Genomic DNA, 15,035 nt, shown 5'->3' on the forward strand with positions numbered 1-15,035 from the left:
CGTCGGCCACATGCGGGAATCGCCCTTGATGGAGCGCCGGGTCGAGCCGATAGGAGTTGATGAGTCGGCCGGCTCCGATGGCCCCACATTCGTTACGCATCGCACTACCGCTCGTCGTCTTCGTCGCCGTGCTCGCATCCCTGATCGGTGTGTCGGGCGCCGACGATCAGATTCGCCATGGCGGGGTTGTGCCCGAGGCTCCCAGGCAGGGCCTCCCGCAGATACAGGACGGGGTCGTAAACGCCAGCGTGGTCTTTCGCGACATGGTCGTCGTGGCGGGTCAGTTCCAGAACGTGAAGCTGCCGGACGGGACGATCGTCCGGCGGTCGAACATCATGGCCTACGACATCGACACCGGTGAGTTCGTCGACTGGTTTGATCCGATCGTGAATCGAGAGGTGCTCGCTCTCGACGTGGCCGACGATGGCAGCGGCCTGCTCGTGGCCGGCAGGTTCACCAAGATCGATGGCATCAGCCGCAACAGGGTCGCGAAGCTCGATAGGTGGGGCGAGGTCGACCGGCGATTCGAAGCCGATGTGGATGCGAAGGTCAACGCCATCGTCGACGACGGCGAGCGTGTTTACGTCGGGGGCGGGTTTGCGAGCATCGACGGTGAGGCGAGGAGGCATCTCGCAGCCTTGGACCTGACGACCGGCGAGGTAGATGCGTTCCGAAACGATCTGTCCGGAGACCTAGGCGTTGATGGGGGCAGCTCGGTCCGGGCGCTCGACCTTCACCCCGACGGCAACCTCTTGCTGGTCGCGAGTTCGAATTCGCACATCGACGGCAAGCAGAGGGTTGGCGTAGCCCAGATCGATCTCCGGACCGATGAGGTCACCGACTGGCGTACGGACTGGTACCGAAATGCCCGTCGTCAATGCGAGCCCGACGACGCGGTGGCGATACGCGACGCCGAGTACTCGCCCGACGGCTCATTCTTTGTGGTGGTCGAGAAGGGCCGCTACAAGTGCGACAAGGCCGTCGCCTTTCCGACCGCAGACGGTGCAGGCCTCGAGCAGAACCTCTGGGTCACGGCGCTGTTCGATTCGGTTTTTTCGGTCGGAGTGTCAGACGCCGCCGTCTACGTCGGCGGACACTTCTGCTACGTCAAAGCCTTGGGCCCAATCCACAGCGACGATGCCGCGACCTACACGTTCGACAACAAGCCCGAGCCGTGCGACGCATTCCGCAACCAGGACCGAGACGGCCACAGCGCGCGCTATCAATTGGCCGCGCTGCATCCCCAGACGGGCGTGCCTCTGGACTGGAACCCGACGACGAATGCGTTCTCGGGCGTGTTCGACATCGAGGTCATCGACAGGGGTCTGCTGCTCGGCCTCGACCGCGATCAGGTCAACTTCCAGACCACCGGCCGTCACGCTTTCATCGAGATAGGCCCCGGTGGGCCGCGCCCTCCTGAGGGGGCCGAGCCCGGGTACTACCTATTGGGAGCGGACGGAACCGTGTACACGTTCGGCGCAGCGACCGACCGCGGTTCGGCAGATGTTCCACACGGCGCGCAGGCGACGGCAATCGCAGTCACTCGCTCCGGTGGTGGGTACCTGGTCGTCGGCTCGGACTGGTCGGTGTATCCCTTCGGCGATGTGCCGACGATGAAGCCTCGCAACCGGGACGTGTCTGTGGGCGACACTCCTGTCGACATCCGGATCGACCCCTATCAGCGCGGCTATTGGATCTTCACAGACACCGGACGGGTGGTTGCGGTCGGCGACGTACCGCACCTCGGCGACGTCTCGGATCTCGAGCTTGCCGGCCCTGTGATCGCGGGCGATGTGAACCCAACCGCAACCGGGTACCGAATGCTCGGCACCGACGGCGGCGTCTTCAGCTTTGGCGCCGACCGGTTCCTCGGCAGCATCCCCGAAGTTCTGCCCAGGGTCCGGCTGGATTGCCCGATCGTCGGCCTCGTCGCTTCGGGGCCCGACGGCTACTGGCTGGTCGCCTGCGACGGCGGTGTCTTCGCGTTCGGCAACGCGCCGTTCCTCGGTTCGCTACCGGGCATCGGGGTTTCTCCGCGGTCGCCGATCAACGCCATGGTCCCGTACGAGCGTGGCTACCTGCTGGTGGCAGGCGATGGCGGAGTCTTCGCATTCGGTGGCCCGTTCCTCGGCAGCCTCGGCAACCAGCAACTGAACTCCCAGATCGTTGCTGTCGCCACGACCCGGCGGTGAGCTCGATGGTGTCTCGTGGCAGTCGACACGAGCTCTGGTCGTCGGTCAGCGGGTGTTGGTCGGTCGCGGGCAGGGGCGATCCGCGGGCCGGTCAGAAGCCTGGGATGCTGAACGACACAGTGGTGCCTTTGCCCGGCATGGAATCGATGGCGTAAGAGCCGCCGACCGCTCGGGCGAGTGACTGGGCGTAGGTCAGCCCGACATGGCCTGGCTTGTCCTTGGCAGTGATTTCGCCCGTCTCGAACCCAATACCGTCGTCGGCGATGACCACAGCGAGTCCGCCATCATCGGATCTGTCGACCGACACGCTCACCTTGGTCGCTCGAGCGTGCTTGATGGCGTTGATGAGCGCGCCTCGGGCGAGCCGAAAGGCCAGCGCCTCTACATCGTGGGGCAACCTCAGGGCTTCGTCTCCGTGTAACTCCCACGCAAGCCCAGCCTTCTCGACGTAGGTCTCCAGGTAGATCTCGAGGGTGATCACCAAGCCGTCCTGTTCGAGAGTTGGGGAGCTCAGCGAGAACAGCATGTGGCGCAGCCGCTCGATCGCTTCGTCGACCTGGTGGCGAAGTTCGACCACGGATTGCCTCAGCTCGTGTTCTGCGAGCCTGGCTTGAAGCCTTTGCAATCGCAGTGAAACGGCAGTCATCGCCTGAACCGAGTCGTCATGCAGTTCACCAGCTATGCGTTCGCGCTCGTGGGCGATGAGCGCCATGCGCTGCCAGTGCGACTGCTGACGGTCCACCACGGCTTGGGCGAGAAGAGCGAATTCTTGGAAGAGCCATAGCTGGTCGTCTCCCGGCTCGACAGCATCGGGCCAGCCCACGGAGAATGTGCCTATGATGTCGCCTTCGACGGTGACCAGCGGTGTCGTCCAGCAGGCTGTGACCCCACGTTCCAGGGCCCTCTCCGTGACGGCCGACTTGGGTTCCCAACCCGCCGTGTCGTCGACGAACAGAGCCTGGCCGGACCTGAACGTTTGCGTGAACCAGTCGTTTGATGAGTTGATGTCGAGGTCTGCGATGGAGGGAGCGTCGTTCATCGGGCCCGCTCCGGCAACGTGTTCGAGCACGTTGTCGGTGGGAGCGACCAGCATCAGAACCGCTCCGAGCGCGCCGGTGCTCTGCACGTAGCGCTCGCACAAGGTGTTGAGGACCTGGCGGGGATGGACGTGCCGGGACTGCCGGCCGAGCAATGCAGTTGCTGTAATCGCGAACTGCCGCACTACATCTACATCGACAGACTTGGCCGCCCGGGCTGGCAGTTCGGAACGAATTTGGTGACTGGTCATACCACCGCTCAAATTCCGCTAGTTGCTACCCGCGCTATCACCTCTGCGATGTCTTGTCCACCGCCCTTGGCTACGACATCGGATGCGCCGCTGGCCAACAGTCGTTCGCGCGTGCGTCGGTCGGCGTGGGCGGTGAACGCGATGACCTTCGTGGTGGGCGAGACTGCGAGGATTGCCCTTACGGCGGCGACCCCTCCGCCCGGCATCATGACGTCAACAACAGCCACGTCTGGGTCAAGTTCGGCGCACAGCGAGGCAGCGGCTTCTCCGTCTTCGGCGTCGCCGACGACTTCGATGTTCGGGTTGTCGAGCAGCAGGTCTAATAGCGCCCGGCGGACGAACTCGTCGTCATCGGCCAGAACCACCCTGTGGGCTGCAGGGACCGCTCTCTGCACCGCCGTCACCCCGCCTCGTCGATCGATATCAAGCGTGCCCGGATCGCCTTGACCACAGCGTCGAGTTTGGTGTGGGCGTCCAGCTTTGACATGGCATGTCGCAGGTGATTCTTGACCGTGTGGGGGCTTGGGTAGAGCCGGCTAGCGATCTCGTCGGGGTTGAGTCCATTCGCGGTCAGCTGGAGAACATCGCACTCTCGTGACGACAACTCTTGGTTGTCGATCTGGTCGAAGCGCCTCAGGTGCACCAGATGGTTCAACATGTCGCGCGTGAAGTAGGAGTCGTTGTGGGCTGCAGCTCTGACCGCCGACACGAGGTCTTGCCTGTCGGCGTTCTTCGAGACGAAGCCAGCGCAGCCTGCCTCGAGCGCCTCGTTCAGCACGCGACGGTCTGCGGCCGAGGTGACCATGACCACGGTGGGAGGGGCAGGCGCTGCTCGGACCTGCCTCGTCGCATCGGCACCTGTGCCGTCCGGCAGGCGATAGTCCATGAGTATCACGTCAGGGTTCAGGTTCCGGGCTGCAGTGGCAGCCTCGGCGACGCTGTGGACACAATCCAGCACCTCGATATCGTCCTCGTCCTCGAGAAGGGCCCGCAGTCCGAGGGCCACTACGTCGTGATCGTCGACGATCACTACCCGGATCGGCTTGGACTGGGTTGACGGCGCTGCGGTCATCTCGCTCCTACCTTCCTGGTCCAATGATCGGCTGATTCGTCCGAGCCTCCAAGACCCATCTGTGTCATTGAGCCTTTCTGTGAAGGTGCCGGCGGACTCTTGCCACCACACCAACCAGGGTCGGTATGACCTGATCGCGTCATCGAATGGGTGCCTGCTCGTCAGTCACCGGGCGTTTCGCTGGGCCGAGAATGACTTCGATGCGCCAAACGAGCGACGTGGGTTCGGGCCGGCACACACCCTCGGGTGTCAACTACATACAGACAGGAGAGCCAAAGTGAATACCTCCATGGTGGTGTTCGGAGCCACGGGCGATCTCGCCCACCGCCTGCTCTACCCGGCTCTCGCCAGACTCGACGGTTTGGAGCGCCTCGACGACCTGATGATCGCGGCGACAGGTTTGGAGAAATGGAGCTCCGATCGGTTCGTTGGCTCGGTAGCCGAGTCGGTTGCCGGTCTCGGCCTGGGTCCTACCGAGCAGCGGAGATTCCTGGAGCGGTTCACCTATTACCAGGGGGATCTGTCGCCCGAAGCCGTGGCTGGGCTCGAACCCTCGTTGGCGGATTCGAACGTCTACTACCTGGCTCTGCCGCCTGGGCTATTTCCCAAGGCAGCGCGCGGCATCGCCGACTCAGGAATCACGAGAACGGGAGAGCATCGCCTCGTGGTCGAGAAGCCCTTCGGCACAAGCGGCGAGAGCGCGGCCCTGCTCGAAGCCGAACTCCACGAGTTCTGGGCAGAGGAACAGATCTTCCGGATCGACCACTTCCTCGGAAAGGAGACGGTCCAGAACCTGAGCGTTTTGCGGTTTGCCAACCGGGTCATCGAACCGCTGTTGTGTGCCACCCACGTCGATCAGGTTCAGATCACCGTCGCCGAGACGCTCGGCGTCGAGGACCGATATCGCTACTACGACGGCATCGGCGCCATGCGCGACATGATCCAGAACCACCTCATGCAGCTTTTTTGCCTAGCGGCCATGGATGCCCCAGCAGCGTGGGACGCCGAGATCTTGCGGGACCACAAGGTCGAGGTTCTGCGCTCGGTGAGACCTGATGCCCAGGTGGCGGGCTGGGCCGCCCGTGGACAGTACTCGGCGGGTGTCATCGACGGAGTGGACGTCCCGAGTTACCTTGAAGAGCCCGGAATCGAACCCAACTCGACCACCGAGACCTTTGCGGCTGTTCGCCTGCAGGTCGACAACTGGCGCTGGCAGGGTGTTCCGTTCTACCTGAGGTCGGGAAAGCGGCTCGGGTCAAAGCTGTCCGAGATCGCCTACCGATTCAGGGAGCCTCCGACGCAGCTGTTCGCCGAGACTTCACTCGCTACGGCAGAGCCGAATTGGTTGGTGTTGAGATTGAACGATCCTGAAGGCATTGACCTGACGGTGCAGACCAAGGCACCCGGCCTCGAGATGGTGGCCGAACCGAGCCGCCTTCACGCCGACTATGGCTCTGGTGAGGAGACGGTTAGCGCGTATGAACAACTGCTCCTGGATATTTTGGAAGGTGACCACACCCCATTCCTGCGTTGCGACGAGGTCGCAGCGGCCTGGCGGCTGCTGGACCCGGTGCTGGAAGCGTGGCGGTCGGGAAGGGCCGAGTCGTACCCGAGCGGCAGCGACGGCCCCACGAGTGCTGACTCGATCTTGCTCGACGGGCACCGTTGGAGGCCGATCGGCTGAGCCCGTCGGGCGCTAGCCCTCAATTGAGATGTGGGCGATGACAGCCCCGTCGACCAGCATGTCGGCCTCCAGTGGCAGACTGATGGCTGTTACCCGCAGGCCTTGGCGGCCCATCGCTTCGAGGGCGCTTTCAACGGCGTCGTCGCCCCGGCGAATCGAGAATGGCATCGGGTGGTCGATCAGAACATCGACGCCGGAGGGCACCTTGGCAAACGGTGCGTCGATACGCCAGACCCAGGTGGCTGCTGCGGGGTGTGACGCATAGCGATCGACAACCTCGTCGAGCATCTCGATCGGGCGTCCCCTCCTTGCGAAGGTCGCCAGCTTGATCAGCTCCGCGTGAGCCCACGCCAGCGGCATGGCCGACCCCGAGGGGTGGCCTGGTTCGAGGCCACGCTCTGGGATGGCATCTGCGTCCCAGACCTGTTCGGGCAGTAGTTGCCCGGTGCCCGTCATCGCGACCATCGAGTCGAGGTACTTGGCCGGGTCGTCACCCGCCTGGTGCGCGTAGTGGCCCCGCTCGCCCGCCAGCAGCGGCCACGGCCGTCCGATTCCGGTCCCGTCGAAGGGGCTGCCATCAGCGTGTTCTCCGTACCCGTCGTTGTTGTAGCGCCGGTAGGCAATTCCCGTGGGCAACTCTGTGGCGAGAACACGGTCGATCAGACCAACAGTGTCGACGATCTTCGGGTCGTCGGCCGAGCGGAGGCCGAAACGAACCAGGGCGAGGAAGTCGCAAGCGATCAGATCCTCCGCATCGATCTGGGTGTCCGGCCTGTTGCGAACGTCAATCCGGCCGCGAGCGTCGGCGACCGCTCCGAGTCGGCCCAGCCTCACATAGTGGCCACCGATCGGATGGTCGCCGAGCTGGCCACGAGCTGCGTAAAGCCAGTCCTCGATCCGTACATTCCAGTAGTCGGCGACGAGACGACAATACGCAGCGTCTTGCGCTGGCAACCAGCGCTCAGCTGCGACGAGTGCCGCTATCACCGAGGCGATGGTGAAGGCGTTCGTGCCCTGGTTTTCCTCCCACCGATCCTGAGGGCTGGACGGACCGTTGGTAACCAGGAACTGTGCTGCCCGTCGAACCATCCGCACCACTTCAACGTCGTTGGTCGGGGCTCGCAGGGCAGCGGCCAAGATGATTGGAAGGGCAGCCTCGTCGAGTTGGACGCCTGTCCAGAATGGCCTTCCGTCGGGATAGCTGTTCTGGCCCCAGTGGCCATCGGCGTGTTGGGTGGCGCACAGCCAGCGCAGGGTCCGATCAGCTGCTTGCGAGTCGCCCACGGCGAGGCGGGCGAGGGCCGATTCGACGGAATCGCGTGCCCACACCAGGTGATATCCGCCGAGGTCACTGCGGCTGTTCCCCCATGGGATCGACAAGCTGGCGACCATCGCCCCGGGGAATGTGCGGTCTTCGTGGCAGGCGAGAACCGCGGCCGAATGGGCGACCATGCCGGCCCAACGTTCATCGATTCCGGTGAGATCGAGTGAGTCTGCGTAGCGCTTCCAACCGCCGACGAAGCGCGAGCGGGCTTTGTCCACCCCAGCAGCGACCGCCGATCGGCTCAGGACGGTCGCACCCTCGCTGGTGGTCGCGAATGCGATCGCCAGCGCACCCCGCCTGGGCAGCTGGGCTGTGAGGGCAACGTTTCCGTCTGCTGCGCGCTGATAGGTCCAGCTCATTCGGCCGTTGGCGGCAAAGTCCTGCCATCCGTCCGACGAGCCCACGAATCCGGCTGAGGCTCGTGTGAACCCACCCTCGCAAGAAACGGCGAGTGCGGCCTCGGCGCCGACTGCGATTGCATGCAGGTCGTCGTCCACCCATGCGGTGTTCTGGAATCCTCCACCGCCCAGGTGTGGAGCGATCAGGGCGTAGCAGGCATCGGCGTCGCCCGAGAGCTCGTAGTCGACGATGATTGCGTCCCGGTCAGGGTCGACGATCCACTCGAGTCGCAGTGCCCAGCCGCTGCCTTGATGCACCACCGTCGGCGCCAGAACGGAGGGAGACGGTGAAGACAACGTGTAGGTGCTGTGTCGCTTTACCTCTATCCAATCGCCCTGAGTCTCGACGATGAAGCCCAGATCTCGCAGCTGGGGCTGCCCGGTGGAGGGCCAGTAGATCTCGTTGCCTATTCCATGGCCCAGGGTAAGCCAGATGCGGCTCTGGCCCTCCAGAGCTGTGGTGACGAAATCCTTGTCGGAGGAGCACCACGTGGGCCCGATACCTGGTGCGCCAGGGGCTTCGTCAACCGGCTCCCATGAACTCGAATCGGTCATCGTGGCGATCCTTGCTCTATGTGGCCGCCGAACTCCTCGCACATGGCGGACAGGATTTCGGCCAGGTCGAGGTCGTACCGGTAGGACTCGGGGTCGGCCAGTGGGGCGGTCTCGGCGTCGGCCTCGATGCGGTTGTGCACCATCTTCACAAGGTGGCCCGCTCTGGTGGGTCCGCACCCACACTCGCCGGATCGAGTCCCAGATGCCTGCCCGCCACTGGGGCAAACCCAAACCAGTGCGCTGCGAGAATGCGCAACTGGCGTGCGGTATCGAGTGCTTCGGTGAGTGGCGAAGTCAGCTTGCACGACCTCATGGCTCCGAGGCGAGAGCGGCTTCGGTGACGGTATGGGGGATGACCATCACCGGCCTGGGTGGTTCGTGGAGCAGGTGATCTGGCACCTCGCCCAAGAACAATCCACCGATTGACCAGCGGTCGCGTGCCGATACCACGATGACCTCGGCGCCGTGCTCGTCTGCTACATCGGCCAAGATGTGCTCGGTGCGGCCTCCGAGCCGCTCGATGAACTGCACCCGGTCAGCATGTTCATCTGCTTCGGATCGGGCTTGCTGCTCCTCCTTGCCGTAGTACCCGGCCGAGTTGAACGTGGTGTAGATGTCCTTGATCGCGTAGACGGCGTACGCCGTGCCGCCAAGGGCGTCGGCCATGTCTGCGGCCTGCTGCAAGGCGACCCTGCTTGCATCGGAACCGTCAATACCGACCACGACGTTGCCCGTCGGGGCGAGTTCGGTCGGGGGTACGACTATCAGCGGGCACTCGAGCTCGTGTGCCAGCTGGTGAGCCAACGAACCAATGCCCATCTTGGTGAAGCCCTCGGTCTGGCGACTGCCGATCACCACAGCGTCGGCCTCGGTCCGGTTGGCCGCCCCGAGCAGGGCAGGCCGGGCGGGCACGTCGACGATGACGATCTCGGCGCCTCCAGCGTCTTTTCCGGCCAGCCACCCGGCCAGCCGCTCCTTCACGGAGGATTCGTAGTCGCCGAGCTCGGCAGGCGAGTGCTCGGTGCTGGTCGGTTTCGAGCTCTCGACCATGACCAGTCGCGCCGACACCGACTTCGCCAGGCGGTGGGCGAAGCGAACGGCGTTGGCTGACTCTGTCGATTCGTCTGTTCCTACGATGATGTTCTTCATGTTGTTGCCTCCTGAGAGTGGAGCGATTCGCGGCGCTCGCGCGCCTTGGCGATCTGCTGTTCGTGTCCTGCCCAGCGCCACACCGAGGCGATGACCACTGGGACCATCGCCGCCATCAGCCCGATCCACATGAGGGATGCTCCGACCCGCTGATCGGCGATGGCGTGGGTGAGGCCGAGTCGGTCCAGGTAGACCGATGACACAGGGATGTCGGCGGTGGTGAGAATGATCCCCAGGAACACCAAGGGAACCGTCACGGCCCCGGCGAGTCCGAACCGCGCCGGGGCAAGCGAACGCGGTCCGCTGAGCAGGGCGGACCACAAGAGCAGGGCCGTGCCCAGGTACACGAGGTGTTCGACATCGTGGACCCACTGGTGATGTAGCGCCAGGTCGTAGAACCTGGTCAGGTGGGTTCCGTACATCGTGCCAACGACGAGGAACCAGATCGATGCGTACATCGTCAACGGGTGGCCGTGGGTGATCCGGCCACTCTGCAGGGGTGGACGCAGGCCAGCGCGGCGAAGCACCAGCACCGGATGGGCCTTCACAACAGCCAGCGGAACGATCACCCACAGCACGAGGTGCTGGACCATGTGTGCGGCGAAGGACTTGGCAGCTGCTGCTTCGAACGATGGAAGCGACGAGAGGCCAAGCGCGATCGTGGCGCCCGAGAACCACGCCACCGGCGCAAAGGACCGAGTAGGGCGTGAGGCCCAGGCTGCGACGAAGGCCGCCAGCGCCCCGAAGGTCATCGCCAGCGTGATGGAGTGTGACGCCGTCGAATCGTGGGCCAGCATCATCGTCTGACCTCGGTAGCGAGTCGAGCCACTTCCACAGCGAGCAGTCCTACGCTCACGGCGGTTACCCACAGGCCCACCGCTACACCGAGCAGGATCCCGGTGATGGCCACGGCGAAACCGAGTGGCCTGATGCTCGTATCGATCGGTTCACGAGCGGTGTGAGCCAGTTCGGTGTCGACCATCACTGTCCGGCCGACTTCGCCGTGTGCGGACCAACGAAGGTCGAATAGTGGTCGTTCCGACCTGATCGGAGGCAGCCAGTCGAAGTTGTGAGCTGGGGGTGGCGACGTCGTGGCCCACTCGAGGGTGTTCGCATGCCATGGGTCAGCGCCGGAGGTGCGCGGTCCTCGAAGCGATGACACGACCGCTGCGAAGAAGGGGATGAACGACACTGCGATAAGCAGGTAACCGGCGGTGGCGATCGAGTTCCAGAGCTCGAAGTTGGTGAACGGGGAGTAGTCGGCGATACGCCTCGGCATGCCGGCCAGCCCGAGCAAGTGCATCACGAAGAACGTCATGTTGAAGCCGATGAGAAGGAGCCAGAACTGGATCCTCCCCAGCCGCTGGGAGAGGAAACGCCCCGTCACCTTGGGCCACCAGTAGTAGACGGCGGCAAGCATCGAGAAGATCGCGGTCCCACCGAGTACGTAGTGGAAGTGGGCGACCACGAAGTACGAGTCCGACAGCTGGAAGTCGAGTGCTGGGGAAGCGAGCAGAACGCCGGTTACACCTCCCCCGACGAATACGGCTACGAAGCCGAGTGCAAACAACATCGGCGGCTCGAAGCTGAGCGACCCACCCCAGAGGGTGCCGATCCAGTTGAAGACCTTGACCCCTGTGGGGACGCCGATGAGAAGCGACGTCGCCGAGAAGAACGGCAGCGCGACCTGGTTGGTCACGAACATGTGGTGGGCCCAAACGGTGGTCGACAGGGCGGCGATGCTGAGGGTCGCCAGGATCAGACCCTTGTACCCGAACACGGGACGGCGGCTGAACACGGCGATCACCTCGGTGACCACACCGAAGAACGGAAGCGCTGCGATGTAGACCTCGGGGTGGCCGAAGAACCAGAACAGGTGCTGCCACAGGATCGGCGACCCTCCAGCAAAGGGATCATAGAAGTGCGCCCCGAAGCGTCGGTCTGCGATCAGCATCAGCAGTGCGCCGGTCAGCACGGGGAACGAGATCAACACCATCACGCTGGTGAGCAGAAGGTTCCACACCATGATCGGCGTTCGAAACATGGTCATACCCGGAGCCCGCATCCTCATCACGGTCGTGATCACGTTGACTGCCGACAGGGTTCCCGAGGTTCCGGTGAGGATGACCGCCACAATCCAGAGATCGGCCCCGAGGTTCGGCGACAGGCCGGCGCCCGACAGCGGCGCGTAGGCGAACCAGCCGAATGCAGCGGCGCCGCCGGTGGTGACGAACCCCGACAGCATCACCAAGCCTCCCAGCACGAACAGCCAGTACGAGAGTGCGTTGAGGCGCGGGAAGGCCATGTCGTTGGCCCCGATCATCAACGGAACCAGGTAGTTCGCCAGCGCGAAACCGAACGGGATGGCGAACAGATACATCATCACGCTGCCGTGGATGGTGAACAACGAGTTGTAGGTCGCCTCGTTGACCACCTGCATGCCTGGCCGGGCCAACTCGGCGCGCATGAGCCCAGCGAGCAGCCCGCCGATGCCCATGAAGACGAACGACGTGACTGCGTAGGCGACGCCGATCGCCTTGTGGTCTGTCGTGGTGATCCACCCGAGGAACGTATTGGGAAGCCCCGAGCCAGCGGCACCCCTTCCGCCGAGGATGCCGTCGATCTCTACGAGCCTGGTCTCGCCGGGCCGAGTGCCCTCGATGATGGTGGTCATGGTCGCACGGCCCCCTGGTCTTGAGCTGAGGACTCGAGCCAACGATCGAAACCGGGACGGTCGAGAATCGTCACTGAGAACGTCATCTGGTCGTGGTAGAGCCCGCAGAACTCGGCGCACGCTCCACCCGGGTACAGGCCCGGGGCTCCGCTGACATTCACATCGAAGCTCGTGGGCGAGCCCGGAATGACGTCTCTCTTGAAAAGGAATCCCGGGATCCAGAACGAATGGATCACGTCGTTCGATTCGAGGTTGAACCTCACCGACGCTCCCTCCGGCAACACGAGTTCTGGCGCCATGCCAGGTTCGCCCTGCACGACCACCCCCGAGTCCGGGTAGGTGAATCGCCACTGCCATTGGAAACCGACGACGTCGACGACCAGGTCTGGTGAGGCGATCGAGGCGTCGACCGCTTCGACGGTTCGTACGGTCGCGACAAACAGGCCGGTGACCAAGAAGAGTGGCACCATCGTGTACGTCAATTCGAGCCTGACGCGGTATGAGGTCTGGTCTGGGAGCCCTTCCTCTCGGCGGCGGAACCGGATCACTGTGAAAACCAGCAGCGCAATCACGAGGGCGAACACGCCTATGGCTATCGACGCAAACGTCGTCCAAAGCCCCGCCATCGCCTTGGCCTGCTCGGTGATCGGTGTCGGCATGTTCTTCATCGCTGAGGACTCGATTCGGGCACGCCCGTCAACGCTTTGCAGATTCGCCAGGTGGTCCAACCCGAGATCGCTGGCACTACCAGAAGCGAGATCTGGAGGATGGTCGTGACCCTTCCGACCGGTATCCCAGAGGTCTCGGCGACGATGTCTTGGGCGCCGCCGACGAACAACAGCGCCATGAGACTCAGGGCGGCGACACCAAGGCTGGTACGTACCGGAGCATCTCGGGGGCGGTCCAGCAGGTGGTGCTCGGCCCTGTCACCCGTGACGCGGCGTTCGATGAAGGGCACCATGAACAGGGTGGTGAAGATGATGCCCGGTAGAAGGACGGCGGCGTAGAACGGGTTCGGCAGCATGTGGCCGCCGATGTGGGGTTCCCAGTTCGGGAATAGCCGGACCGTGCCCTCGAGAAATCCGATGTACCAGTCGGGCTGAGCGAACGACGTGGCCGCCGCAGGCTCGTATGGCCCGTAGAGCCATACTGCGTTGACGGTGAACACCGCACCCATGGCGGTGATGACCGCGGCGGTCAGGAACAACAGTCCGATCGACTTCATGGCGAACCCGGGCCAAACCCGCTGACCGACGACATTGTGTTCGGTTCGTCCCTCGCCGGGGAACTGGGTGTGTTTCTGGCGCCACACGATGGCGAGGTGCACACTCAGCAGGCCGATGATCAGAGCCGGAATCAACATGATGTGCACCGGGTAGAGGCGTCCGATTATTCCCGCTCCCGGCCACTCGCCGCCGAAGATCATGTCGGCCAGCCATTCGCCGATAACCGGGATCGACAGGATGATGCCGTTGGCGATCCGAAGCCCCGTGCCCGAGAGGAGATCATCGGGCAACGAGTAGCCGGTGAACCCAGCGCCCAACGCCAAGACCAGGAGGCCCGAACCTACGAGCCAGTTGATCTCGCGCGGCTTGCGGAAGGCCCCGGTGAAATAGATGCGGGCCAGGTGGAGCACTATCGCTGCGACGAACGTTATTGCCGCCCAGTGGTGCGTCTGGCGGATCAGGGCGCCGGCGCGAGTGTCGAACTGGGTTCGCATGACAGAGTCGTAGGCCAGAGACACCTCGCGACCGTTCAGCGGTTCGTAGGAGCCGGTGTAGGTCGTGACTTCCTGTGAAGCCTCAAAGAAGAAGGTCAGGTACACGCCGGTGACGAGCAGCACCACAAAGCTATAAAGGGCAAGCTCACCCCACAGGAACGACCTGTGCGTTGGAAACACCTTGTGCGTGACGCTGGACAGCGCTCTGCCGGCGCCGAGGCGTCCCGCCACCGCCTCGATTCCAACGCGCGGCGAAGGTGCCTTCATGCTTCGTTCCAAGTCGCTGGGCCTACCGGGCGATCGAAATCCCCGGCAGCGACCAGGTAGCCCTGATCGTCGATCTCGAGTGGCAGCTGGGGTAGGGGTCTGGGTGCCGGGCCGCCAACCGGCCGGGCTCCGTCGAGCGGGTCGAACACCGACTGGTGACATGGACACACCAGCTGGCGCACCGTCTGGGGCTCTCTGGTATCGATACCGAACAGCCCGACCGAGCATCCGAGATGGGTGCATATCTTCGAATACGCGATCCAACCGTCTACCGACCCGGCCTCGATCGTCTGGCGGCTAATCGAATCGCTGGGTACCCGCAGCAGCACGACCTGCGAGTCGTCGGCGGCAGGGTGGCCTTCGGGAAACACGGTCGCGAGTTGGTCAAAGCGGTCGGCGTCGGCCTTGATGGCAACCCCCTCGGATGTGACGAGCCGCCGGCCTTTCGCCCATGACGTGTGCTTGCGGTTTCCGGTCGCACGCCGTCCGAGGGCCCCAACAGGTGGCAGCACCGCTATCGCCAAGGCGCCCACAGCACCACCCGAAGCATGCCCAGCAGTGGCCGGCGGCCGATCGTGGCCGGGTCGCGTCGATCTCCGCAGACAGATCGTCGATGTCGTCGGCGGTCAGCGACAGTGGGTCGTTCTTGCACCACGTCTTCATCGAGACCGGAGCGACTTTGACCACCAGACCAACGCAGCACCAATCGCGC

13 protein-coding genes are annotated in these 15,035 nt (G+C 64.0%); 2 read left to right on the forward strand and 11 right to left on the reverse strand.

Annotated elements, in window-relative coordinates:
• Positions 1–77 precede the first annotated feature (77 nt).
• Positions 78–2,192: a hypothetical protein gene (locus R2770_01235; protein MEZ5279068.1), complete on the forward strand. Its 2,115-nt coding sequence runs from the start codon at positions 78–80 to the stop codon at positions 2,190–2,192.
• Between the two features lie 91 nt (positions 2,193–2,283).
• Here R2770_01235 and R2770_01240 read toward each other — a convergent pair whose 3' ends face one another.
• The 3 genes from R2770_01240 to R2770_01250 are packed head-to-tail and all read right to left on the reverse strand — an operon-like array spanning position 2,284 to position 4,552.
• On the reverse strand, positions 2,284–3,480 hold the full coding sequence (locus R2770_01240) for a sensor histidine kinase (protein ID MEZ5279069.1): 1,197 nt from the start codon (positions 3,478–3,480) through the stop codon (positions 2,284–2,286).
• Positions 3,481–3,488: 8 nt separating this feature from the next.
• Positions 3,489–3,875, reverse strand: a complete 387-nt coding sequence (locus tag R2770_01245; GenBank protein ID MEZ5279070.1) for a response regulator transcription factor — start codon at positions 3,873–3,875, stop codon at positions 3,489–3,491.
• 5 nt (positions 3,876–3,880) lie between these two features.
• A complete protein-coding gene (locus R2770_01250; protein ID MEZ5279071.1) occupies positions 3,881–4,552 on the reverse strand; it encodes a response regulator transcription factor in 672 nt (223 codons plus the stop codon).
• Between the two features lie 277 nt (positions 4,553–4,829).
• Here R2770_01250 and zwf point away from each other — a divergent pair, with 277 nt between their 5' ends.
• Positions 4,830–6,236: a glucose-6-phosphate dehydrogenase gene (zwf, locus tag R2770_01255; GenBank protein ID MEZ5279072.1), complete on the forward strand. Its 1,407-nt coding sequence runs from the start codon at positions 4,830–4,832 to the stop codon at positions 6,234–6,236.
• 12 nt (positions 6,237–6,248) lie between these two features.
• On the opposite strand, the gene R2770_01260 is transcribed toward zwf, so the two are convergent.
• The 8 genes from R2770_01260 to R2770_01295 form a co-directional block, all read right to left on the reverse strand.
• Positions 6,249–8,513, reverse strand: a complete 2,265-nt coding sequence (locus R2770_01260; GenBank protein MEZ5279073.1) for a glycoside hydrolase family 15 protein — start codon at positions 8,511–8,513, stop codon at positions 6,249–6,251.
• A complete protein-coding gene (locus R2770_01265; protein ID MEZ5279074.1) occupies positions 8,510–8,656 on the reverse strand; it encodes a hypothetical protein in 147 nt (48 codons plus the stop codon). The genes R2770_01260 and R2770_01265 overlap by 4 nt, the downstream gene beginning before the upstream one ends.
• Before the next feature lie 166 nt (positions 8,657–8,822).
• Positions 8,823–9,662, reverse strand: coding sequence for a universal stress protein (locus tag R2770_01270; GenBank protein ID MEZ5279075.1), 840 nt, complete (start codon positions 9,660–9,662; stop codon positions 8,823–8,825).
• Positions 9,659–10,462, reverse strand: coding sequence for a cytochrome c oxidase assembly protein (locus R2770_01275; GenBank protein MEZ5279076.1), 804 nt, complete (start codon positions 10,460–10,462; stop codon positions 9,659–9,661). The genes R2770_01270 and R2770_01275 overlap by 4 nt, the downstream gene beginning before the upstream one ends.
• Positions 10,459–12,336 carry a cytochrome c oxidase subunit I gene (gene ctaD / locus R2770_01280; protein MEZ5279077.1) on the reverse strand — a complete coding sequence of 626 codons (1,878 nt, stop codon included), beginning with the start codon at positions 12,334–12,336 and terminating at the stop codon, positions 10,459–10,461. Before ctaD ends, R2770_01275 begins: the two co-directional genes overlap by 4 nt.
• On the reverse strand, positions 12,333–13,004 hold the full coding sequence (gene coxB, locus R2770_01285) for a cytochrome c oxidase subunit II (protein ID MEZ5279078.1): 672 nt from the start codon (positions 13,002–13,004) through the stop codon (positions 12,333–12,335). Before coxB ends, ctaD begins: the two co-directional genes overlap by 4 nt.
• Positions 13,001–14,323 (reverse strand): ubiquinol-cytochrome c reductase cytochrome b subunit, encoded by a 1,323-nt coding sequence (locus R2770_01290; GenBank protein MEZ5279079.1) that lies wholly within the window; start codon positions 14,321–14,323, stop codon positions 13,001–13,003. The genes coxB and R2770_01290 overlap by 4 nt, the downstream gene beginning before the upstream one ends.
• Positions 14,320–14,856 carry a ubiquinol-cytochrome c reductase iron-sulfur subunit gene (locus tag R2770_01295; protein ID MEZ5279080.1) on the reverse strand — a complete coding sequence of 179 codons (537 nt, stop codon included), beginning with the start codon at positions 14,854–14,856 and terminating at the stop codon, positions 14,320–14,322. The genes R2770_01290 and R2770_01295 overlap by 4 nt, the downstream gene beginning before the upstream one ends.
• Positions 14,857–15,035 lie beyond the last annotated feature (179 nt).

This window comes from Acidimicrobiales bacterium, from assembly GCA_041394185.1.
Lineage (GTDB): Bacteria > Actinomycetota > Acidimicrobiia > Acidimicrobiales > Poriferisodalaceae > JAAETH01.